We start from the raw sequence: 23,515 nt of genomic DNA, 5'->3' as shown, positions 1-23,515 counted from the left end.
CTTGGGACGCACTGGCAATCATTGACTATAAAGAAGTAGTACAAACACGCTCTTGAGTTCTCAAACCACCACCACACATCCACCGAGCAACTCTCTGAAGCAGAGAACCACTCGCTGAGCGGCAGCAAGAGATAAACTTACACGGTCATCGCGATTCGCGCAAATCAGGGCGCAAGAGAACCCAAGGAATCGGCTTTATGACGCGGTTCCTTCGGCGTGTCGCAAACAGCCTTCGAACGCTGTTCTGATATCAGAATATCCCTCTTTGCGTTGCTGGGGAGTAACACACTCACCTGTTCATCGGCATGTCACGAGAATTCATCGTTGGTTCACTGACTCCGGTTGCTGTAATGACACCGATACCGAATATGAATCGATAACTTGGATACTTCTGCAGCCGCGATGTTCCGCAAGTCGCTGCCGACACATCTGGATAGATATGCAAAAGGCTCTGTTAAACCAAGATTGACATAAATCCATGTCTGACTACCCCTCAGACGGCTTCGCCGCCAGCTCCCCTGACAAGGGGAGCCAAGGATAAGGGCCATGTCAATCTTGGTTTAACAGAGCCATGCAAAAAGGGGACTTCCCTTGATGGGAAGTCCCCTTTAGGTAGCTATGCAGCTAGAGCCTTACTCAGGCCAGGGTGTTCGGATCGACCGGAACGCCCGGGTTCATCGTGGAGGTGATGGTCGCCTTGGTCAGGTAACGGCCCTTCACGGTGGCAGGCTTGAGACGCTTGACCTCGTCGGCCACAGCCTTGAAGTTCTCGTCCAGAGCGGCCTCGTCGAAGCTCATCTTGCCGATGAGGAAGGAGAGGTTGCCGTTCTTGTCGACGCGGAACTCGATCTTGCCGCCCTTGATGTCCTTGACGGCCTTGGTGACGTCCATGGTCACGGTGCCGGTCTTCGGGTTCGGCATGAGGCCACGCGGACCGAGCACACGGCCGAGGCGGCCGACCTTGCCCATCATGTCCGGGGTGGCGACCACGGCGTCGAAGTCGAGGAAGCCGCCCTGAACCTTGGCGATCAGGTCGTCATCACCGACGATATCGGCGCCGGCCTCGGTGGCCTCGGTGGCCTTCGGGCCACGGGCGAACACGAGGACCTTGGCGGTCTTACCAGTGCCGTGGGGCAGGTTCACGGTGCCGCGAACCAGCTGGTCGGCCTTGCGCGGGTCGACGTTCAGACGGAACACAGCCTCGACGGTCTGGTCGAAGTTGTAGGAGGGCATGCTCTTGAGCAGAGCGATGGCCTCGTTGGCGGTGTAGAGGTTGTTGCGATCGACGCGCTCAGCGGCTTCGCGGTACTTCTTGGAACGCTTTACCATCTGTCTATCTCCTTATCAGTCCGTAACCGTGATGCCCATCGAGCGAGCGGTGCCCTCGATGATCTTCATGCCGGCCTCGATGTCGCGAGCAGACAGATCTTCCATCTTGGTCTCAGCGATCTCGCGAACCTGCGCCTTGGTGACCGAACCGACCTTGTGGGTCAGCGGGTTCTCGGTGCCCTTCTCGATGCCGGCGGCCTTCTTGAGCAGAGCCGCGGCCGGCGGGGTCTTGAGAACGAAGGTGAAGGAGCGGTCCTCGTAAACGGTGATCTCGACCGGGATGACCTGACCCATCTTGTCCTGCGTCTGGGCGTTGTACGCCTTGCAGAAGTCCATGATGTTCACGCCATGGGAGCCGAGGGCCGGACCCAGCGGCGGGGCCGGGTTGGCCTTGCCTGCCTGAATCTGCAGCTTGATCAGCGCTGAGACTTTCTTCTTGGGAGCCATATTATGGTTCTTCTTTCTATAACGCGGTTCAAATGGTCGCCGTCGGCGGTGCCGCACCCATCACGCACGGTCTTGACTCGTTATTTTTCCGTGTATGGCAAGGGCTTGGTGCCGCGGGCGGTCTCCTCCCGCAACTTATATTGCTGTGCTGTGCTAGCGGGTCTTCCCTCCAGACACAAGCTTTCCTATTATGCGGGAGCGAGTGGACAAATTTGACGGGCGAATGGCGCAGGGAGACGCGGATAAGGATTAATAGGGAATCGGCCTGTAGCCGATGCTGCCTTGTCCGCAGCCTAAAGGCTGTTCTTCTTCTCTCCCCCAGTCCGCTTCCGCGGCCAGCCCCCTCGTCAGAGGGGCCAAGTTGGGATAGCAAAAAGCCCGACCGAAGTCGGGCTTTTCGAAAAGTTCTGGAATTCGTCGGCGCGTGCGGAGAACGCCGTCCGAAGCCGAAGGCGTACGAAGGTACGTCGAGGTTGAGGAAAGGCGTTATACGCTCCGCCGACGAATTTCAGTCGAGTTTTTGGACCTGGTTGAAGCCCAGCTCCACCGGCGTATCGCGGCCGAAGATGGACACAAGCACAGTGAGCTTCTGGGTGGTGGGCTCCACATCGGAGACGACGGCGGCCATGGTGGCGAAGGGTCCATCGGTGACGGTGACCTGATCGCCCACAGCGTAGGAGACCTCGACCGTGCGCTTCTTGGCGGCAGCCGGCTTGTCACCAGCGGCCTTGAGCGCCTCGGAAGCAATCATCGGAGCCATCATCTGGACGACTTCCTTGCGGGAAAGCGGAGCCGGATCCTTGGTCGGGCCGACGAAGCCGGTCACACCCTCGGTCTCACGAACCACGCGGCGGGCGTTCTCGTCCGGCCACATGCGGATGAGGACGTAGCCCGGGACACGCACGCGGGTGATGACCTTCTTGCCCTTTTCGGTGTGCTTCTCGACCTCTTCCATGGGCACCTCGACCTGGAAGATCTGGTCTTCCATACCGAAGGAAGCCACACGGGACTCGATGTTGGTCTTCACACGCTTCTCGTAGCCGGAGTAGGTGTGCAGCACGTACCACTTGCCTTCAAGGGTGCGCAGAGACTTGGAGAATTCGTCGACAGCCTGCTGACCGGCATCGGTCTCTTCAGCCTGCTCGGACTCGTTGATTTCGGTGTCCTCATCGTCATCGAAGGAGACGACGGGAGCGGCCGGAGTTTCGGCAACGGGAGCTTCAGGTTCAGTAGCGGCTTCGGTTTCGGTCTCGGCTGCAGCAGCCGGCTCGGCCTCGACAGCCGGTTCTTCGGCGGCAGGAGCTTCGGAAGCTTCAGCAGCGGGTTCCTCGGTGGGTACAGCGGCGTCGAGGTTCTCGAGATTCAGTTCATCACTCATGCGTTGTCATTCACCTTCAGGTTGTACGAATCAGCCGAACACCCAGAGCACGAGCTTACCCAGACCGAAGTCCATGCCCGTGACCAGGGCCATCAGCAGCAGCACGAAGATGAACACGGCCAGAGACCAGAAGAACAGTTCCTTGGCAGTGGGGGTCACGACCTTGCGAAGCTCGTCGACGATCTGCTTAATGAACAGACCGATACGCATGAAGACATTCGGCTTGACTGCCTTTTCACTGTTGCTCGTCTTAGCCATTCCTGTACCTCGCGTCAGCTACTTGATTATCGAAAGACTTGGCAGGGAAGGCGGGACTCGAACCCACAACCTACGGTTTTGGAGACCGTTGCGCTACCAATTGCGCCACTTCCCTAGGTGAAATCCACCTCGGCGTGCATTCCGTAGAGAACGCTTCGCCATGGCGAAACCGCCGAATCGACATATTAGCGGGTACTGCGGATTATGGCAAATCGTGTGTTGGATGAGAGGGCAGCGAGGTGTCGCCAGATACGCGAACAGCCGCCCGGCACAAGGGCTGAGCGGCTGTTGCAATACACCAGAGTCTCGGCGTGTCTTACCGAATCTATTCGGCCCATTCCTTCATGCGACGCATGCCTTCGGCGAGGTCATCGTCGGCGAGGGCGTAGGAGAAGCGGAGGTAGCCGGGGGCACCGAAGGCCTCGCCGGGGACGGCGGCCACGTGGGCCTCGTCCAACAAGGCGGCGGCGAAGTCGGCGGACGTGGCGCACACGGTGCCGTTGGGGCCGAGCGGCTTGCCCAGCAGGGCGGTGATGTCCGCGAAGGCGTAGAACGCACCGGTCGGAGTCGGGCAGTTGACGCCCTCGATATCATTCAGGGCAGCCACGATGGCGCGACGGCGCGCGTCAAAGGCCTTGCGCATCTCGTAGACCTCGTCCAGCGAACCGGACACAGCGGCCAAGGCGGCACGCTGGGAAACGTTCGCCACGTTGGAGGTCATGTGGCCCTGCAGCTTGGTGGCGGCCTTGGCCACGGGGGCCGGGGCGATCATCCAACCCACGCGCCAGCCCGGCATGGCGTAGGTCTTGGCCACGCCGTTGAGTACGAGCAGCTGGTCACGGCACTCGGGCACGACGGCGCCGATGTACGTGGTGTGGGCGTCGTCGTAGTTCAGGTGCTCATAGATCTCATCGGAAATGATCCAGATGTGGTGTTCCACAGCCCAACGACCGATGGCCTCCACGGTCTCCGGCTTCCACACCGCACCGGTGGGGTTGTTCGGAGAGTTGACGATGATGGCCTTCGTGTGCTCGGTACGGGCGGCCTCCAGGGCCTCCAGGGACGGCTCGAAGTTCACGTCCGCGCCCGCGAACACCTCGACAGGCACGCCACCGGCGAGCTTGACAGCCTCCGGGTAGCTGGTCCAGTACGGGGTGGGGATAATGACCTCGTCGCCATCGTTGAGCAGGATCTGGAAGGACTCGTAGACGGCCTGCTTGCCGCCGTTGGTCACCACCACCTGATCGGGGGTGATCTCATAGCCGGAGTCGCGCAGCACCTTGGCCGCGATGGCCTCGCGCAGTTCCGGCAGGCCCGGGGTGGGCGTGTACTTGTAGTTCTTCGGATCCAGGCAAGCGTCAGCCGCGGCCTTGACCACGTTGGCGGGAGTCGGGAAGTTCGGTTCGCCGGCGCCGAAGCCGATGACGTCCAAGCCGGCGGCCTTCATTGCCTTGGCTTTGGAATCGACGGCGAGCGTAGCGCTCGGTGCCACATTGTTGATACGGTCGGAGAGAGTCTGCCAATCAGCCATAGTCATGGTGATTATGGTAGGACTACCGCGCGAAAAAACGCCAGAGTCACACGAGGACGAGATTGTCGCGGTGGACAAGGGGGTGGGCGTACTGCGGGCCGAGGAATCGCTTGAGTTGGGCGGTGTTGCGGCCGAGCATCTGCGGAATCTCCTCGGAATCGAAGCCGGACAGGCCACGCGCCAGGTGTTCGCCGGATTCGGCGTCCACCCAAACCGGATCGCCGGCGGAGAACTCTCCGTGAACCTCCAAGGCGCCGGCAGCCAGCAGCGAGGCACGGCCACCGCGAATCGCCTCGGCGGCACCGGCGTCGACCACGATGGAACCGCGCGGGTCGGCCGCGAAGCCGATCCACAGGCGGCGGGCGGAGCCACGGGCCTTGACGGGCGCGAACACGGTGCCCACCGGGTCACCCATGAGCGCGGGGCCGGCGTTCGAGGCGCACGTCAGCACGGTCGGGATGCCGGAGACGGCGGCCACGCGGGCGGCCTCCAGTTTGGTGACCATGCCGCCGGTGCCCACCTTGGAGCCGGAGCCGGAAACCTGGACGTCGCCCAGCGCGTCGATGACGTTCGGCACGTATTCGATGCGACGGGAACCGGGTTGCGAAGGCGGCGCGGTGTACAGCGCGTCCACGTCCGTGAGCAGCACGAGGGCTTCGGCGCGCACGAGATTGGCCATGAGTGCGGAAAGCCGGTCGTTGTCGCCGAAACGGATCTCGTTGGAGGCCAGCGAATCGTTCTCATTGATGATGGGGATCACACCGAGGTCGAGCAGGCGGTCCAGCGTGCGTTCCACGTTACGGTATTGGGTGGCGCGGATGGTGTCTTCCGCAGTGATGAGGATCTGGCCCACGTGTATGCCGAAACGGCCGAACGCGGTCTCGTAGCGGGCCATGAGCAGGCCCTGTCCCACGGCCGCGGTCGCCTGCTGGGTGGCCACGTCCGCGGGACGGGAATCGAAGCCGAGCGGGCCGAAGCCGGCGGCGATGGCGCCGGAGGAAACCAGCACCACGCGCGCGCCCATGAGTCGCACCTGCGCCAGCGCGGCGGCCAGCGCGTCGAGTTTGCCGGGGTCGAGGTGACCGCTCGGCTGCGTCAGCGAACTGGAACCGACCTTGACGACGATGGTGCCTGCGCCGGCGATGGCCCGGCGGACTTCGGCTTGACTCGGAGTGCTCATGGTTCCTCGATTATGTGCGTCGATTGTTTACTCTTCGTCCGAATCCTCGCCGCGGCCGAAGAGGCTGGTCTCGTCGTGGCGGTCGTCGTCGATGGACGGGTCGGCCCAGTGACCGGCCTTGCGTTCGGCCATCATCGCCTCGCGGACTGCGGCGCGCGCATCCATCATCTCGTGGTACTGGGCGCGGCGTTCGGAGTTGGAACGACGGCGGGAGCGCGGGTCCAGCTCCTCCAGGCGGAGGTCCTTACCTCGGGTGCCCAGGTTGGAGCCGTCCAGCATTTCGGCACCGGCGGAGATGGTGGGATCCCAGTCGAAGTCGACCATGCGGTCGCCGCGGCCGATGCGCACCTCGTCTCCCGGATGCGCGCCCTTGCGGCGCAGTTCGTCCTCCACGCCAAGCTTGGCCAGACGGTCGGCCAGGTAGCCCACAGCCTCGTCGTTGTCGAAGTTGGTCTGCATGACCCAACGCTCCGGCTTGGAGCCAAGCACCTCGAAGAAGACGTCGCCATTGCCGAGCTCGCGGCGTTCCACCGTGAACTCCAGTGCATTGCCGCCTTCGTCCGCACGGCGGGAACGGCGGGACGAGGATTCGAGCGGCTTGATGACCACGCGGGCCTCCTCCTCGGCCTGCTCGCGGTTGGCCACCTCCTCGCGCATCTCCTTGACCAGCGCGGACAGCGCGAAGTTGAGCTCCTTCAGCCCCTCGTGCGAGGCGGTGGAGATCTCGAAGACCTTGAGGCCCATCGCCTCGAACTCCGGACGCACGAAATCGGCCAGTTCCTTGGCCTCCGGCACATCGACCTTGTTGAGGATGATGAGTCGCGGGCGTTCGGGAATCGGGATGGCGCCGAGCGGCAGTTCCAGCTTGTCCGCGTAGAGTGCCAGCTCCTTTTCAAGCGCCTGGTAGTCGGACATCGGGTCACGGTCCGGTTCCAGCGTGGCGCAATCGATCACATGGGCGATGATCTCCGTGCGTTCGATGTGGCGCAGGAACTCCAGGCCCAGGCCCTTGCCTTCGGAGGCGCCGGGAATCAGGCCCGGCACGTCGGCGATGGTGTAACGGGAGTCGCCGGCGATGACCACGCCGAGGTTCGGCACGAGCGTGGTGAACGGGTAGTCGGCGATCTTCGGCTTAGCGGAGCTCATGGCGGCGATCAGGGACGACTTGCCCGCGGACGGGAAGCCGACCAGCGCCACGTCGGCGATGGACTTGAGCTCCAGGATCACGTCGCGTTCCTCGCCGGGCTCGCCGAGCAGGGCGAAACCGGGGGCACGACGGGTGCGGTTGGCCAGGGCGATGTTGCCGAGGCCGCCGTTGCCGCCCTGCGCGGCCACGAAACGGTCGCCCTCATGCCTGAGGTCGGCGAGCTGCTCGCCGGGATGCTTGGGGGCGCCCTGTGCGCCGCGGGCGGTGAAAATGACGGTGCCGCAGGGTACGGGCAGGATGAGATCGGCGCCCTTGGAGCCGTCCTTGTTGTCGCCCAGGCCCATGGTGCCGCTGCCTGCGGTGCGATGCGGCATGAAACGGTAGTCGAGCAGGCTGGTGGCGTTGCGGTCCGCCACGAAAATCACGGAGCCGCCGTCTCCGCCGTTGCCGCCGTTGGGGCCGGCGAGCGGCTTGTACTTCTCACGACGGATGCCGGCCGAGCCGTTGCCGCCGTCTCCGCCCTTGACGTGGACGGTCACGCGATCTACGAAATCACTCATATGGTTAACCTTACAAAAAAGCCGCGTCCTTACGGGCGCGGCTTTACAAGCTGATGATGAATCGCTCAGGCGGCAATCACGTCAACGACCTTGCGGTCACGACGGACACCGAACTTCACGGAGCCGTCGGTGAGGGCGAACAGCGTGTGGTCCTTGCCCATGCCGACGTTCTGGCCCGGGTGGAAGTTGGTGCCACGCTGGCGAACGATGATGTTGCCGGCCACGACGGCTTCGCCGCCGAACTTCTTCACACCGAGGTACTGCGGGTTCGAATCGCGACCGTTGCGAGAGCTGGACGCACCCTTCTTATGTGCCATGATCCATGGTCCTTTCTATGACTCAGGCGATCGCCGTGATCTTGACGGCGGTCAGCTGCTGGCGGTGGCCCTTGCGACGAGCAACGCCGGTCTTGTTCTTGTACTTCTGGATGTTGATCTTCGGGCCCTTGGCCTCGTCATCAACGACCTCAGCCTTGACGGACACCTTAGCCAGATCGGCGGCGGCCAGCGTGACGTTGGCGCCATCCACCACGAGGGCGACCGGGAACTCCACGGTCTCACCCTTCTTGGCGTCGAGACGATTCACGAGGATGGTATCGCCAACCTCGACCTTTTCCTGATGGCCACCGGCCTTCACAATCGCGTACATAGTAATTCCTTTTATGTTTTGGAAAGCTTGCTTGCCCAACGCGCACCGAGCCTGCGGTCAGACACCGAGTTTCGAATCTACACCTACACACGGACGAAATCAAATGATTTTGTTCCGCGTGTCAAGCGCAACACACCAGCTTCCGCGCCGGTTCTTCGGCGGGATGCCGCCGGCCCGATATCACAGGCCGGCACCGGACGATGCCGGTTGATGTGTTGCGACCGTCAAGATTTCAGGGACTTCCGGGGTTGGTTCCATGGTCCGCCCGTATGGGACCGGACTCAGGCCGCCTCCCCTGCGTTGTTCGCCGCCACCGCTGCGGCTGCGATCTGCGCCAGCTTGGCCTTGACGTCCGGACTGGAGCCGGCCGGTTCGGGGGCCGGCGCGGTGCCGCGGCCGTGCTTGTTGGTCTTGACGAACGGGTCGCCGCCCCTCAGGGCGTACGGATCGTCGTAATCCGCCGAGACTGTGGGCTGGTCGTGGAGGATGAAGCCGCGGCCCTTGCAGGTGGGGCATTCCTCGGAGAACGCCTCGACCAGACCCTGGCCGATGCGCTTGCGCGTCATCTGCACGAGGCCGAGCGAGGTGACCTCCGCCACCTGATGCTTGGTGCGGTCGCGCGCCAGGCATTCGATGAGGCGGCGCAGCACCAGGTCGCGGTTGGCGGGCATGACCATGTCCACGTAGTCGATCATGACCATGCCGCCGATGTCGCGCAGACGCAGCTGGCGGGCGATCTCTTCGGAGGCCTCCAGGTTGCAGCGCGTGACCGTCTCCTCCAGGGACTTGCCCTTGCCGATGAAGCGGCCGGTGTTGACGTCGATGGTGGTCATGGCCTCGGTGCGGTCGATGACGATGGAGCCGCCGGAGGGCAGGTAGACCTGGCGCTCCATGCCCTTCCTGAGCTGGGAGTCGATCTGCCACTTGTCGAACACATCCTTGCCCTCGTGCTCGGCCGGATCCCACTTCTCCAGCTTGTCCTTGAGGTCCGGGGCCATGGTGTCGAGGTACTCCTCGATACGGTCGTAGACCTTGTCGCCTTCCACGATGAGCTTGGAGAAGTCGTCGTTGAAGATGTCGCGCACCACGCGGATGGCCACGTCCGGCTCGCCCTGCAGCAGCTTCGGACGACGGCCGTGCCAGAACTCCTCGCGCTTGGAGTTGATGCGCTCCCACTGGCGCACCAGCGATTCGAGGTCCTTGACGATGGCGTCTTCGGAGGCGCCCTCGGCGGCCGTGCGGATAATCACGCCCATATCCTTCGGGGCGATCTTGGAGACGATGTTCTTCAGGCGCGAACGTTCACGCTCGGACAGCTTGCGGCTCACGCCGGTCATGCCGCCGGAAGGCACGAGCACCAGGAAGCGGCCGGCGAGCGTAACCTGGCTGGTCAGGCGGGCACCCTTGTGGCCGATCGGGTCCTTGGTGACCTGCACGAGCACCGGGTCACCGGACTTGAACGCCAGCTCGATGCGGCGCGGCTGGCCTTCGAGACGGGCGGCATCCCAGTTGACCTCGCCGGCGTACAGCACGCCGTTGCGGGCCTGGCCGATGTCAACGAACGCGGCCTCCATGCTCGGCAGCACGTTCTGCACGCGGCCGAGGTAGATGTTGCCGACGGTCTGGACCTCCTGGATGTCGGAGACGTAATGCTCCACGAGCACGTTGTCCTCGACCACGGAGATCTGGGTGTGGTGGTCGCGTTCGCGCACCACCATGAGGCGGTCCACGTTCTCGCGGCGGGCCAGGAAGTCCTGCTCCATGAGCTGCGACTGGCGGCTGCGTTCGCGGCGGTTGTCGCGGCGACGCTGCTTCTTGGCCTCGAGACGGGTGGAGCCCTCCACGTCAGTGATCTCGTCGATGTACTGCTGCTTGCGGGAGCGGCGGATGACCTGCTCGCCGTTCTGGTCGTCGGCGTTGTCGCCGCCCTTACCGCGACGACGGCGACGGCGACGGGTGACGGTCTGCTCCTCGTCGTCCTCGTCGCGATCCTCACGCCGGCGGGAACGGGAGTCCTCGTCGGCATTGGTTTCGGTGTTCTCCTCCTCACCGGAAGCGGAAGCGGCCTCGCTGCGGGAGCCACGGCGGCGGCGACGGCGACGGGTGCGGCCGGAATCGGCCTCATCCTCGCCTTCCTCCTCGGCAATCGGGTTGTAGACGATGTCATCCAGCTCGAGGTCTTCCTCGATCTGCTCGACCTCGGCGGCGGCACGGCGCTCCTGGGCGTTCAGGCGACGAGAGCGCCGCGAACGACGCGATTCGGAGGCATCCGCGGAATCGTCGTTGGTGTCGGACTGGTTCTGCTGGTCCTGATCCTGGCTGGCGGAGGCACGGCGGCGGGAACGGCGGGAATCGGATTCCTCGCCTTCGTTCTCATCATGCTCGTCACCGGAGTCCTGATCGTCACGTTCGTCGCGCGCGGGACGCTCGGCGCGATCGTCGCGATTGGCGCGACGAGCACGGCGACGGGACGGACGTGCGGAATCGTCGTCCTCATCCTCGTCGTCGGCGGCACGGTCGCGGGAATCACGGCGGTCGTCCGTACGGGAGCGGGCGTCCTCATCGGACTGGCCACGGGTGCGGCGGGAACGACGCGACGGACGCGGCTCGTCATCGTCCTCATCGGTGGCGGCGGAATCGGTTTCATCGCCGTCATGCAGGGACGCGGCGGGCAGCACGGGTTCCTGGAAGAGCAGGGAGGTCATCGGCTTGGCGCGGCGGGGCGCGTCATGGCCGCCGATCGGCAGGGAGTCGACGGCGTCCAGCAGACGCTCGTCGGCGGAATCCTCGCGGTCATCGCGGGAATCGCGGAAGTCACGCTCGTCGCGATCGTCACGGAACTCGACGGAGCGACGGGAACGACGGCGAACCGGACGGTCTTCGTCATAGTCGTCATCGAACGCGGCGGAGCGGCGGGAACGACGCGCCGGACGCGACTCGTCGTCATCCTCGAAATCGACGGCACGGCGCACTCGGGAACGGCGAACCGGACGGATATCATCCTCGTCATCCTCGGTGGTACGGCGGGACTGAGCCTCCTGGGCCGCGGAATCGTCCTTCGCCTGAGCCTGAGTAATGGCGGACAGGGAGGGAGCCTCGAACAGCGGCGACGTGCGGGCGGAATGCTCCTGAACCTGCAGCTCAAGGGAGGCACCGGCGGCACCGGCGCCACGCACCACGCGACGGCCGCCGCGACGACGGCGCACGGGGGCAGGGGAATCGGCCGGCTGGGATGCCGAGTTCGCGGCCGAAGCGGCGTTCACCTGATTTTCGGCGCCCGCAACGGCCTCGGAAACGGCATTGGATACGGTTGAATTATCGGTTTCGCCGTTGACGAAACCCTCACGGTTGTCAGTGGGCACAATGCTCCTCGCGACGCGCTGCATCACGGCGCCATCCAGGCCTGTACGCATGTCACACCGCGCTCTCACCGCGGCCGCGCGATTCCGCGCTTGCGTAGAGGCAACTTCGTCTCAAGTCTGTCCTGCGAACGGCGGACACCGGCGCTTGCGTTGTCTCATTTTCGAGAGCCGCAAGGGGATCGACGCCATCTCGCACGCTGACGGTCATGCAGAACCGCCGTCTTTCAGTATGCCACACTTTTCGACGGCGACGTGCGCGGAGCGAATCAAGCCGGGCGCGCATGCGGATTCACGCCGGATACGCGCCCGAGGCCCGGACCGGCACAATCCGGCTCAGACCGGCCAAGGCCGCACTCACACGAGCCAGGCGAGCAGCAGGTCAGCGAGAGCGGACAGATCGGATTCGGGTACCTGCTCGTCATGCTTGTGGGCGAGCAGCGGATCACCGGCGCCGAGGTTGACGGCCGGGATGCCGAGCTGGGAGAAGCGGGCCACATCGGTCCAGCCGAGCTTGGCCAGCGGCTCGCGGCCGGTGCGTTCGCGCACGAGTCGGACCAGATCCTGGGCCAGCGGGGCGGCGAGACCGGGTCGTGCGGACGGCGACTCGTCCTTCATCTCGATGCCGTAGCCCTCGAAGACGCCGCCGGTGGCCACATGCTCGCCGTTGCCGAGTTCGGCGCCGGCATCCGCACCCATCATCAGGGCCTTGGCCTCGGCCAGCGACTTGTCCGGCGCGAAGCGGTAGTTGACGTGGACGCGGCATTCGTCCGGGATGACGTTAGTGCCCTTGCCGCCGGAGATGAGCGTGGCATTGAGGCCTTCGCGGTAATCCAAGCCGTCCACGTTCACGGTGGCGGGCTGGTAGTCATTGAGTCGGTTCAGGATGCCGGCGGCCTTATGGATGGCGTTCTCGCCCATCCACGCGCGGGCGGAGTGCGCGGCCACGCCGTGGGTGACGACGTCGAAGCGGATCGTGCCGTTGCATCCACCTTCGATGCCGCAGTTGGTGGGCTCGCCGATGATGGCGAACTCGCCCTGGATCCAGTCGGGATGGGCCTCGACGACCTTCCTCAGGCCGTTCTTCTCGGCGGCGACTTCCTCATGGTCGTAGAAGACATAGGTGAGGTCCACTTTGGGGGTGGTTTGCGGCGTGCGTCCGTCGAGGGTGGCGGCGAGGTAGAGCATGACGGCGTCCGAGGCCTTCATATCCGTGGCGCCGCGGCCCCACAGCACCCGTTCGTCGGGGTGAGCCTCGGCGATGTCCTCGCGGATGAGCGGGTCGCCGGGCTCCAGCCAACGCGGCGGGAAGTTGTCGATGACGGGGACCGTGTCGATATGGCCGGCCAGAATCACGCGGCTTGCCTTGCCGAAATCGGTGGAGGCCACCACGGTGTCGCCGTGACGACGGACGGTCAGGTGGGGTTGCCGTTTGAGGAAGGCCTCGGTCTCGTCGGCGAGGGGGCCTTCGGCATCGGAGACGGAGAAGATCTCCATGATCTGGGTGAGCAGGTCGGCGAGCTGGGCGTCCCGGGAGGCGGCGGGGTTCAGGGTGATCGGCTGGGTATTCGTCATGCCCACCAGCGTACCGCGCGGGCGGCGTGCGTCCCTGCGAGGCCCGGTACTTGAGATTTCGCCGCTGAAATCATACTGATGTGCCACACTGGGGTGCGAAAGCAGGGAGGAATATGACAGGTCTGATCAGCGCCATGCAGGGCTTTTGCGTCATCGGCATCGTGATCTTCGTGGGATACGTGGCGGCGCGCATGCGCATCGGCGGTCCTTCCGCGCAGATGGTGCTGAACCGGTTCTCGTTCTTCGTCTCCAGCCCGTGCCTGATGTTCGCGATCCTGTCCAAGGAGCCGATCTTCGACATCTTCCACCCCTCGATCATCGTGGCGTTCCTCTCCGCGGTGCTGGTGGGCGTGGTGTTCCTGGTGCTGAACCGGATGTTCTTCCACTTGAAGGCCCCGGATGCCACCATCGGCGCGCTGAATTCGCTGTACTTGAACTCCAACAACATCGGCCTGCCGGTGGCCACGTACATTCTGGGCAACGGCGCGCTGGTGGCGCCGATCCTGGTGATGCAGCAGGCGCTGTTCACGCCGATCGGCCTGACCGTGCTGGATGTGACCACCAAGGGCAAGGTCTCGGTCAAGGAGATCGCCAAGCAGCCACTGCACCAGCCGCTGCTCATCGGCTCGTTGCTGGGCATCGTGGTCTCCGCTCTCAACGCCAAGCTGGGCTGGTTCCCGGTGCCGAACTTCATCTACGACCCCATCAACATGATCGGCGAGTCCGCGGTACCGATGATCCTGATGGCGTTCGGCATGTCCCTGCACGGCACCAAGCCGCTGCAGAAGAAGGGCGATATTCCGGCCATCTTCACGGTGGCGGTATTGAAGAACATCGTGATGCCGATCATCGCGTTCCTGCTGGCGTACTTCGTGATGGGCTTCCGCGGCGCCGAACTGTACGCCTGCGTGGTGCTGGCCGCGCTGCCGACCGGTCAGAACGTGTACAACTACGCCGCCCGGTACAACGTGGGCCTCACTTTCGCGCGCGACGGCATCCTGTTCAGCACGATGACGAGTCCGGTGTTCATTGCGATCATCGCGTTCTTGCTGAGTTGACTTGAGCTGAGCGGCTACGAGCGTTCCCTACGCGCGCAGGGCGATGAGGCGGGCGACGTTTTCGGCGGCACGGGCCAGGTTGGCGGGGCCGTCGGCCAACGCCCTGTCGAGCGTGACGGCGCCGGGCACGATGCCGAACACCGCGTCGATGCCGAGCCCGTAGAGCTGGTCGATGCCCTCCCCCACGCAGCCGGCGAACGCGATGACGCCGATGTCCGGATTGCCCTGATGCGCGGCCTGCGCCACACCCATCGGCGTCTTGCCGTACTGGGTCTGGAAATCGATGCCGCCCTCGCCGGTGAAGCAGTAGTCGGCGCCCTCCGATTTTGCGGCGAGCCCCACGGTTTCGGACACGATTTTCACGCCGGAGCGCATCTGCGACTTGGTGAAGGCGAGCAGGCCAGCGCCAAGGCCGCCCGCCGCGCCGGCACCGGGCGTATGCGCCACGTCGAGGCCAAGCTGGTCGCTGATGATGGCCGCGTAGTAGGCCAGATTGGCATCCAGCCGCCTGACCATGTCCGGCGTGGCGCCCTTCTGCGGGCCGAATACGGCGGAGGCGCCCTTGGGACCGACCAGCGGATTGGTCACATCCGAGGCGATGAGGATTTCCGTCTCAGCGATGCGCGGGTCAAGGCCGGAGGTGTCGATGGTGACGAGCCGGTTGAGGAAACCGCCGCCGCGCGGAATGGGGTTGCCGTCTGCGTCGAGGAAGCGCACGCCAAGGGCTTCGGCCATGCCGGCGCCGCCGTCGTTGGTGGCCGAGCCGCCGATGCCGATGATGATACGGCGGGCACCATCGTCAAGGGCTGCCCTGATGAGTTGTCCGGTGCCGTACGTGGTGGTGATGAGCGGGTTCTTAGTGGATTCGTCCACGAACTGAATGCCGGAGGCGGCGGCCATTTCGATGACGGCGGTGTGTGCAGGGACCGGGTCCGCGGCTGCAGTGTCCGTGGCATCTGCGGAGGCCGCGGCTGCTGCGTCGGCTGCTGAACCAAGCACGCCGTAGGTAGCGCGGACGGAGCGCTGGAGCGGGTCGAGCACGTCCGCATGGCGCAGGGAACCGCCGGTGGCGTCCACGAGCGACTGGACCGTGCCTTCACCGCCGTCGGCCATGGGGACCATCACATATTCGGCCTCGGGGAACACCGTGGCGAGACCGGCGCGGATAGCTTCGGCCGCCTCGCGTGCGGTCATGCAGTTCTTGAACGAATCAGGTGCGATAACGAACTTCATTGTTGGTTTTCCTTGCTTGGTTTGGTTAGAACAGGCCGGTGGTCAGGCAAGCCACGGCGGTCATGGTCAGGCCCACGAGACTTTCGAACGGCACCGACTTCATGCGTTCGCCGACCGTCATCTTCATGGACTGTCCGGTGACGTGGAAGTAGTTGCCGTGCGGCAGGTGGTCGATCACCGTGGCGCCGGCCTGCATGGTGACGGCGGCGGCCACCGGGCTCACGCCGAAGTCGAGGATCGAGGCGCCGAACGAATTGGAGCCGAGAATCACGCCGGTGGAGGTAGACGCGGTGGCGGCGGCCATGAGGATGCCGGCCAGCGGGGCGAGCACGGAACCGGACACGCCCCACGCCTTGATGAGGTTCACGATCTGCGTAGACAAATCGGAATTGGTGATGAGGCCGCCGATGGCACCGGCGCCGATGAGGATGAGCACCACATCGGTCATGCGGCCGATGCCGGCCTTGGAGTAGTCGAGCAGGTGACGTCCCTTGCCCATGGCGAACAGGCCCACGACGGCGGCGAACGGCAGGATGTACATGGCGTCCACCTGGAATCGGGTGAGCAGTTCGATGTTCAGCACGTTGCCGATCGGGTTGACGAGCAGCAGCGCCACGGCGATGACCGGGGCCACGAGCGCACGCCCGATGGACGGCAGGGAGGCGTCGTCCGCGGCGTCGTTGGCGTCGACCTCGGCGGCGGTCGGCGCGGCTCCGCGGCCACGCAGCAGGGTGGCGAGCAGCACAGCCATGGCCAGGCCGCAGACGGCCGGAACGAAGCTGCCGATCATCACCGAGGAGTGGGGCACGTCGAAACCGGAGGCGGCGGCGATGGCGTTCGGGTTCGGGGAGATGATGTTGCCAGCCTTGCCTCCGCCGGAGAGGGCCACGAGCAGCGCGACCTTGGAGATGCCCAGCCGGTTGCCGACCTCCAGCGCGATCGGCGCCACGATGAGCACGGCCACGGGGATGAACACGCCCACCGCGCAGATGATCATGGTGGCGAGCGCCAGGGAGAGAATGGCGAACTTCTCGCCGAATACGGTGACGATGGTCTTGGCGATACGATTGGCGGCGCCGGATTCCATCATCACGCCGGCCAGCACGCCCGCCGCCAGCACACGCACGATGGTGCCGACCACGCTCTGGCCGCCCGCGACGATCACGTTGACGGTCTGGGACAGCGTCGCGCCACCGATTACGCAGCCGACCACCGCACCGAGCATAAGCGCGTATGTGGCGTTGAGTTTCCTCAGAATCAGGACGATCGCCACGGCCAGGCCCAGTAGGGCGGCCCACCAAGCGATAGCGACACCTTCCACCATGGTGAATCTCCTTTGATCGTGTCTGTGTGGATGGTTCCCAGTATCACGCACCTCGTCATATCCCAACAACCATCCTCAAACCAGGAAATCCCTCGGTTTTCCCAATACCATCTGTTACCGGTACCATGTCAGGGGAAGAGGACGCGAACCCGTCAATCGAACGGGACCGCTACGCGAAGGAGCGCGAGATGGACATCGACCCGCACATCGCCACCACCATCGTGGAGAACATCAAGGGCGTGCTGCAGCACGACATCAACTTCTTCAATACGGAAGGCCGCGTCATCGCCAGCACCGACCCCACGCGCATCGGCACCGATCATGAGGCGGCGTTGCTGGCCGCACGGACCGGACGGATCGTCGCGGTGGATGCCGAGCACCCGTTCGCCGGCGCACGCGACGGCATCAACGTGCCGGTCATGCAGGGCGATACGGTGATCGCGGTGGTGGGCATCACCGGCGAGCGCGCCCGCGTGGAACCGTTCGGCAACGTCATCAAGAAGATGACGGAGATTCTGGTGCGCGAGAATCTGGAGCAGGTCTCCCGATTCGATCGCCGCATGATGATGACGAACCTGACGAATCTGCTCATCGCCCCGCAATCGGACGCCGCGCCCATCGGGTATCTGGCATCCACGCTCGGCATCGACCTTGACAGGCCGCGCATCGTGGCGGTCGGCAGGCCTGAGAGCAAGTCCGGGGGCGACGCAGGCGCCACGCAGGACGGCACCTACGATGCGCTGGACGTGCTGCTGGGCGGCAATGCCGAGCATCTGTACACGATTTACGGCGGCGAATACCGTCTTCTGTTGGACGCCGCGCATTTCACGCCGGACGGCGTGCGCGATCTGCTTGCCCGATTGGGGGATGCGGCGTCGCGCATCAACGGCAAGCGGCTGGCGTTCGGCGTGGGGGACACGGCACACACCGCGGCGGAGTACCACCGTTGCTATCGACAGGCCCGCACGGCGGCGTTGTGGTCCGTGTTCGCAGGAGACCGTGTGCGAGCCGGGATGACGGGCACAACAGCCGCGGACGATACGGATGCCACAGGTACCGTCGTCGATGGCGAAGTCAACACTGGCGTCGCCACAACGCGGGTCATGGTCTACGACGACATGGGCATCGGCCTTGCGCTGTGCGCGGTGCCCGACGACACGGCCGCACGATTCGTCCGGAACGTGTTCGGCGGGCTCACCGAGGAGGAGATCGACGAGGCGAACGCCGTGTTCGATGCCTACACGCGGCACAACGGTAGCATCTCGCGCACCGCCGAGGAGCTGTTCCTGCACAAGAACACCGTGCAGAACCGATTGAACAAAATCACCCGTCTCACCGGCTACAATCCGCGCGAACTGGCCGATCACACCACCTTGGCTGCGGCCTTCACGCTACGCCGGCTGATGAACATGGCCTGATCGACGCGGCACTACTCCCTCAGGCGAAAGTCGCGCAGGGAATCGAGGACCGGGTAGCCGGCGTCCGACGGCAGCGGGGTGCGGGCGCAGGCGTTGAGGCCTATGGCATGGGCGCCGGCGGCGAGCGCGGAGGCGACGCCGCTGGCGGAATCCTCGAACACCAGGCAGTCGGCGGCCGGCACCCCGGCCAGACGGGCGCCGCGCAGGTAGGGCGCCGGATCGGGCTTGTGCGGGATATCGTCGTCCCCGCTGACGATGCCGGCGAACGCGCCTTCCGGAGCCGCGGCCACCACACGCGAGGCGAGCGAGAACGGCGAGCCGGTGACCAGCACCGAGGGGATGCCGTGCCGGCGCAGCTCGGTCAGCACATCCCATGCGCCCGGCGTCCACGGCACGTCGTCGCCGTACATCGCGGTGACGTCCGCAACCAGGGCGTTGATGATGACGGCCGCATCGAGCTGCACGCCCGCATCCTGCAGCACCTTCGCGCATACCGGCAGCGGTGCGGCTGTCATCCTGAGACTCAGCTCCTCGCTCCAGACCACACCGTGCGATTCGGCGCAATGCCGTTCGGCGGCCACCCACAGCGGGTCGGAGTCGACTAGGGTGCCGTCCAGGTCCCACAGCACGGCCTTGAGTGTCCATGCGGCGGAACCACTATGCCCATATTCCACTCGACGCACAGCTCCCCTCATTACGACCTCCGATTGATTACCTTACAAAGCAAGTCGGCTCTGCCGAACCAAGATTCTGACATCATCCTATGGGAACTGCCCCTCAGTCTCACTCCGCTCCTCGGCTCCCCTGACAAGGGGAGCCGAGAAGCCATCAATCCTGGCCCAACAGAGCCGAATCGATCAGGCCGCGTGCAGGACCGTCCGGTACACCGGCTGCAGGGTCACGGACTCAAGTCCCGCCGTCTGCTGGTCGACGTTCTCCATGCGGGCGGCCATCGCGGATTCCACGTTCACATTCGCGCCTTCCTTGATGGGCGTGATGGTGAGCACCAGTTGGTTGCGGTTATCCTCAAGCTGCTGCACGTATTCCTTGAGGCCGATCTCCCACACGTCACCGTTGCAGAAGTTATCGTCCACCAGGGTGCGACCGCACCACAGCCAGCCGATATCGCCCGAGTAGCGCACGCGCAGGCGCATGTCCTCCACGCCGTCGGCGGCGAGCAGGTCATCGGGCAGGTCGATGACGTAGCGCGTGTCGGACAGCTTCCGCACGACGGGCTCCGCGGTGACCGGCTGGTACCGCACGCTCTGCTCGGCCAGGAACCCGGTGGGATAGGAGCTTACGGCGACGTCCGGCCGGGTGGATTCCACGACGATTCGTCCGTCCAGTTCGTAGACGGCGGCGCCGTCGTTGACGATGCTGGGCCGGGCCGGATCCTGCGCGACCGGGTCGCCGGCGAATACCAGCGCCTTGCCGCCGATCACGGTCATCGCGTCGGCCTTGGCACGGCTCAGGCACACGATGTCCACCGCGTGACCGGCCTCGTCCGTGACCGGGAAGGATTCCACGTCGGCATCCGCCGGCACATGATGCACGGTGCCGTCGGCGAAACGGAACCAGCAGTCGTCCATACCCTCGGGCCTGAGGAACACGAAGGTGCGGCGGCCGGCACCGGCCGGGGCGATCACGGTGACGGGCTGCGCGGTGGCGGCGGTCAGCGTGACGCCATCGAGATCCATGTTGAACGGCAGGATGCAGTTCTCGTCGGACGCCAGGCCGATGCCGTCGAACCGCACGGTCTCGCCGGAGGCCAGCGTGACCTCGACCGATTCGCCGTGCTTGGCCGGCATGCTGGCATGGTCCTGGAAGTTGTTGAGGAACACGAAGCCGCGTTCGCCATCGGTGCGCACGCACCAGCGCAGGGTGTCCATGTCGGTCGGGGCGATCGACTCCTGGCCTTCCGGCACGGCCACGCCCAGCGGGCACAGACGTTCGGCGAAAGCCAACGCGAAGTAATGCACGGCCTTCATGCGGCGGTAGGATTCGCGTGCCTGGCCGAATTCGCCGAGCGCCGCCTGGAAGTCGTAGGAGATCTTCGGCAGCTGGCTTTCGTTGAGGTAGATGCCGTCGCCGATCGGATTCGAGCCGCCCTGGAACATGTAGTAGCCCAGGAAGTTGCAGCCGGAGGCCATCTTGATGTTGGACATGGCATCCACGGACTTCATCGGCAGCACGAAGCGGTAGTTGTACGAGCTGAACATGCCGCCACCCATCTCACAGCAGGCGTACGGCTTGGCTTCCGGCTCGTAGGTGGGAGCGAACTCCTCGCCGCGCGGGCAGTCGTTGGAATGGAAGTTGCGGTAGATGTATTCGTCGGTGACCGGGTGCTCGCCGGGGCCCGCGTAGAACAGCCACGGGCGGTAGGCGTAGCCGCCCCACAGCGGCAGCACGTCGTCCGGTACCGGGGAGCCACCCCAACCGGTGTTGGTGTAGAACGGCACCGAGATGCCTTCCTCTTCGGCGATGCGACGCAGGGCATGCACGTAGGCGAAGCCGTCATGGCCGCCGGGCACCCATTCGTTGGTGATGCCGGTGGTCATCTCCCACGGGGAGGAGGAATGCATGTACTCGTTGTCCAGCTGGGCGGCGACGATCGGACCGCCGTCCTTGAAGTACAGGCCGTCCAGCTGGGCGGCGATGTGCGCGTACAGGTCGCGCACCTTGTCCAGGAAGCCGGGGTCCACGGAACGGACCTCGTACGGCTTGCCGTACATCCAGTCCGGGATGCCGCCGTTGCGCACCTCGCCGTGGTCGAACGGGCCGAGACGCACGATGACCTTGAGTCCGTGCTTGGCGCACAGCCGGATGAATCGGCGGATGTTGCGACGGCCGGTGAAGTTCCACTGGTTCTCATGCTCCTCGTGATGGTTCCAGAACACGTAGGTGGCGATGACGTTGATGCCGCCGGCGACCATCTTGGCGAGTTGCTCGTCCCAACGGGAGGGGGCCATGCGCGAGTAGTGGAACTCGCCGCAGACGCCGTAGAACGGCTTGCCGTCGAAGGTCATGTAGTAGTTGGTGAAGTCCACGGCGGTGCCGTCCGGGGCCACTCCCCAATCGTTGCGGGTGATGGAGAAGGGGGTGATGGCCTTCGGCGTGAAGCCGGTCAGGTCGAGGGTGTTGGACATGGAATTACCTTTCAAAAGAAGAAACTAGCCTTTAACCGACCCGGCCACCAGGCCGGCGACGATCCACTTCTGGCAGAAGATGAAGAAGAGGAAGACGGGGATGAGGGCGATGGTGGTGATGGTCATGAACAGCGGCCAGTTGGTGCTGAACTGTCCCATGGCGTTGAACACCTGCAACACGAGCGTCTGCTTCTCGGTCGAGGAGATGTAGATATTCGGGGTCATGAAGTCGTTCCACGTCCACATGGTCTCGAAGACCACCACGGTGACCAGAATCGGGCGAATCAGCGGCAGCACGATCTGCCAGAAGATGCGGAACGGGCCTGCGCCGTCGAGACGTGCGGCCTCGAACAGTTCCTGGGGCAGGCCGCGCATGTATTGCACGATGAGGAAGTAGCAGAACGTGGCGCCGGCCAGGTACAGCACGATCAGGCCGAGCAAGGTATCCACCAGGCCGAACTGCGCCTCCATCTTGTACTGCGGGATGAGCAGCGTCTGTCCGGGAATCACGAACGAGAGCATGAGGAAGGCGCCGATGCCGGCCGTGAGTTTGCTGCGCTTCTGCACCATGCCGTAGGCGGCGAGCGCGCCGATGATGACCATGAAGAACACGCCCACCACGGTGACGATCAGCGTGTTGATGGTGGCCTGCACCACCGGCAGGTTCTCCAGCGCGTAGGCGTAGTTCTCAAGCGTGAAGTGCGTGGGCAGTCCGAACGGGTCGGCGGCCATGTCGCCCGAGTTCTTGAAGGTGTTGACCACCACCACGTACAGGGGTACGGCGCAGATCAGGGCGATGGCGATGACCACCACCGAGCGGATGGCGGAGCGGATGCGTTCGCGCTGGCTCATGGACAGTCCGCGTGCGGCGGGCGCCGCGGGGGAAGTCTGCTGCATTGTCTGCTGTGCGGTCATGACAGCCTCTTTTCGATCAGCGAGGTGACGATTTGCTGCAGTGCCACGAGAATCACGCAGCACAAGAAGAACATCACGCCGAGCGCGGAGCCCACGCCGTAACGGCCGGAGCCGATGCCGGTGACGATGATGGACTGGGTGACGGTGTAGGTGGCGTTGCCGGGGCCGCCGGTGGTGAGGGTGAACGGAAGATCGTAGACCTTGAGGCCGCCGGTCAGGAGCATGAAGATGGAGACGCCCATGGCGGGCACCATCTGCGGCAGGGTGATGTGGACGAACTGCTGGCCGCGCGTGGCGCCGTCCACCGAAGCCTGTTCGTACAGGTCGGCGGGGATGGCCTGCAGGTAGGCGAGGTACAGGGTGGCGTGCCAGCCGACCTGGGCCCATACGGCGATGAAGATCACGCAGAACTTGGCGAGCGTCGGGTCGGACAGCCACGGCACCGGGCTGATGCCGAGCTTGCCGAGCACCGTGTTGACCGCACCGGTGCCGAGCGGGGAGAAGATGTACTGCCAGACCAGGCCGAGCACGGCCATCGACGGCACCGAGAAGAAGAAGAACAGGGAGCGGGCGAAGTTACGTCCGAAGAACTTCCGGTTGAGTGTCACGGCCAGGGGCAGGGCGATGGCGGTGATGAGCACGGTGGTGGCGATGGTGTAAAGCAGCGTGAATCCGAGGCCCGCGAGCAGGGTCTGGTCCTGGAAGATCGCCTGGTAGTTGGCGATGCCGACGAACTTGGCGTTGGCGAAGTCATAGCCGTCGTAGTCGGTGAGGCTGAAGACGATGCTCTGCAGGAACGGGATCAGCACGATGACGATGTACACCGCGAGCAGCGGGAGCAGGAACCTCACCGAGGTCAGGTTCTCCATGAGGTTGCGGCGTTTGCGGTCCTTGGCGTGGATGGCTTCGAGGTTCCGGTCCAGGCCGATGGCCCGGGCCGGGGCCGCGCCCGCCTTGGGAGAGACGGACGCGGAGATCATTGTGGTTGCCTGTGACATGTCGTTCACCT

At 64.6% G+C, this 23,515-nt stretch carries 19 protein-coding genes and 1 tRNA gene; 2 read left to right on the top strand and 18 right to left on the bottom strand.

Translation table 11 applies throughout. From position 1 onward, the window contains the following. Positions 1–636 precede the first annotated feature (636 nt). The 12 genes from rplA to dapE form a co-directional block, all read right to left on the bottom strand. Entirely contained in the window at positions 637–1,329 is a 693-nt protein-coding gene (gene rplA, locus DF196_RS05145; protein ID WP_109056810.1) for a 50S ribosomal protein L1, read from the bottom strand. 15 nt (positions 1,330–1,344) lie between these two features. After that, the gene (rplK, locus tag DF196_RS05140) at positions 1,345–1,776 is read right to left on the bottom strand and encodes a 50S ribosomal protein L11 (RefSeq protein ID WP_003829785.1); all 432 of its coding nucleotides are present in this window, start codon (positions 1,774–1,776) and stop codon (positions 1,345–1,347) included. A gap of 508 nt (positions 1,777–2,284) precedes the next feature. Further along, entirely contained in the window at positions 2,285–3,154 is an 870-nt protein-coding gene (gene nusG, locus DF196_RS05135; RefSeq protein WP_109056809.1) for a transcription termination/antitermination protein NusG, read from the bottom strand. A 30-nt stretch (positions 3,155–3,184) separates the two neighbouring features. Further along, positions 3,185–3,412, bottom strand: a complete 228-nt coding sequence (gene secE / locus DF196_RS05130; protein ID WP_109056808.1) for a preprotein translocase subunit SecE — start codon at positions 3,410–3,412, stop codon at positions 3,185–3,187. A gap of 39 nt (positions 3,413–3,451) precedes the next feature. Further along, positions 3,452–3,527, bottom strand: a tRNA-Trp gene (locus DF196_RS05125). A 210-nt stretch (positions 3,528–3,737) separates the two neighbouring features. Next, positions 3,738–4,943 (bottom strand): pyridoxal phosphate-dependent aminotransferase, encoded by a 1,206-nt coding sequence (locus DF196_RS05120; protein ID WP_109056807.1) that lies wholly within the window; start codon positions 4,941–4,943, stop codon positions 3,738–3,740. Positions 4,944–4,989: 46 nt separating this feature from the next. Beyond that, complete coding sequence (proB, locus tag DF196_RS05115; protein ID WP_109056806.1) at positions 4,990–6,123, bottom strand: glutamate 5-kinase; 1,134 nt, start codon at positions 6,121–6,123, stop codon at positions 4,990–4,992. A gap of 27 nt (positions 6,124–6,150) precedes the next feature. Continuing rightward, complete coding sequence (gene obgE, locus DF196_RS05110) at positions 6,151–7,830, bottom strand: GTPase ObgE (protein ID WP_109056805.1); 1,680 nt, start codon at positions 7,828–7,830, stop codon at positions 6,151–6,153. A gap of 65 nt (positions 7,831–7,895) precedes the next feature. Next, positions 7,896–8,147 carry a 50S ribosomal protein L27 gene (gene rpmA, locus DF196_RS05105; RefSeq protein WP_034527102.1) on the bottom strand — a complete coding sequence of 84 codons (252 nt, stop codon included), beginning with the start codon at positions 8,145–8,147 and terminating at the stop codon, positions 7,896–7,898. A gap of 22 nt (positions 8,148–8,169) precedes the next feature. Further along, the gene (rplU, locus tag DF196_RS05100; protein ID WP_109056804.1) at positions 8,170–8,478 is read right to left on the bottom strand and encodes a 50S ribosomal protein L21; all 309 of its coding nucleotides are present in this window, start codon (positions 8,476–8,478) and stop codon (positions 8,170–8,172) included. A gap of 281 nt (positions 8,479–8,759) precedes the next feature. After that, positions 8,760–11,864: an Rne/Rng family ribonuclease gene (locus DF196_RS05095; protein WP_109056817.1), complete on the bottom strand. Its 3,105-nt coding sequence runs from the start codon at positions 11,862–11,864 to the stop codon at positions 8,760–8,762. A 330-nt stretch (positions 11,865–12,194) separates the two neighbouring features. Further along, complete coding sequence (gene dapE, locus DF196_RS05090; protein WP_109056803.1) at positions 12,195–13,412, bottom strand: succinyl-diaminopimelate desuccinylase; 1,218 nt, start codon at positions 13,410–13,412, stop codon at positions 12,195–12,197. A gap of 113 nt (positions 13,413–13,525) precedes the next feature. On the opposite strand from dapE, the gene DF196_RS05085 reads away from it, so the two are divergent. Then, positions 13,526–14,470: an AEC family transporter gene (locus DF196_RS05085; RefSeq protein ID WP_109056802.1), complete on the top strand. Its 945-nt coding sequence runs from the start codon at positions 13,526–13,528 to the stop codon at positions 14,468–14,470. Positions 14,471–14,497: 27 nt separating this feature from the next. On the opposite strand, the gene DF196_RS05080 is transcribed toward DF196_RS05085, so the two are convergent. Together DF196_RS05080 and DF196_RS05075 are read right to left on the bottom strand one after the other, a co-directional pair. Beyond that, on the bottom strand, positions 14,498–15,703 hold the full coding sequence (locus tag DF196_RS05080; protein WP_109056801.1) for a glycerate kinase: 1,206 nt from the start codon (positions 15,701–15,703) through the stop codon (positions 14,498–14,500). 25 nt (positions 15,704–15,728) lie between these two features. Further along, positions 15,729–17,027 (bottom strand): GntP family permease, encoded by a 1,299-nt coding sequence (locus DF196_RS05075; protein WP_109056800.1) that lies wholly within the window; start codon positions 17,025–17,027, stop codon positions 15,729–15,731. 125 nt (positions 17,028–17,152) lie between these two features. Here DF196_RS05075 and DF196_RS05070 point away from each other — a divergent pair, with 125 nt between their 5' ends. Then, positions 17,153–18,445, top strand: coding sequence for a CdaR family transcriptional regulator (locus DF196_RS05070; protein ID WP_109056799.1), 1,293 nt, complete (start codon positions 17,153–17,155; stop codon positions 18,443–18,445). A gap of 11 nt (positions 18,446–18,456) precedes the next feature. On the opposite strand, the gene DF196_RS05065 is transcribed toward DF196_RS05070, so the two are convergent. The 4 genes from DF196_RS05065 to DF196_RS05050 all read right to left on the bottom strand — a co-directional run bounded on the left by DF196_RS05065 (position 18,457) and on the right by DF196_RS05050 (position 23,504). Further along, a complete protein-coding gene (locus tag DF196_RS05065; protein ID WP_158276271.1) occupies positions 18,457–19,128 on the bottom strand; it encodes an HAD family hydrolase in 672 nt (223 codons plus the stop codon). A 174-nt stretch (positions 19,129–19,302) separates the two neighbouring features. Next, positions 19,303–21,591, bottom strand: a complete 2,289-nt coding sequence (locus DF196_RS05060) for a beta-galactosidase (RefSeq protein ID WP_109056797.1) — start codon at positions 21,589–21,591, stop codon at positions 19,303–19,305. Between the two features lie 24 nt (positions 21,592–21,615). Next, positions 21,616–22,443, bottom strand: a complete 828-nt coding sequence (locus tag DF196_RS05055) for a carbohydrate ABC transporter permease (protein WP_193852561.1) — start codon at positions 22,441–22,443, stop codon at positions 21,616–21,618. A 59-nt stretch (positions 22,444–22,502) separates the two neighbouring features. Further along, complete coding sequence (locus DF196_RS05050; RefSeq protein ID WP_241519591.1) at positions 22,503–23,504, bottom strand: carbohydrate ABC transporter permease; 1,002 nt, start codon at positions 23,502–23,504, stop codon at positions 22,503–22,505. Positions 23,505–23,515 lie beyond the last annotated feature (11 nt).

It is taken from the genome of Bifidobacterium callitrichidarum (assembly GCF_003129905.1).
GTDB classification, from domain to species: Bacteria; Actinomycetota; Actinomycetes; order Actinomycetales; family Bifidobacteriaceae; genus Bifidobacterium; species Bifidobacterium callitrichidarum.
Note: the sequence above shows the minus strand (reverse complement) of the source record. Positions and strands in the feature narration are given on the sequence as shown.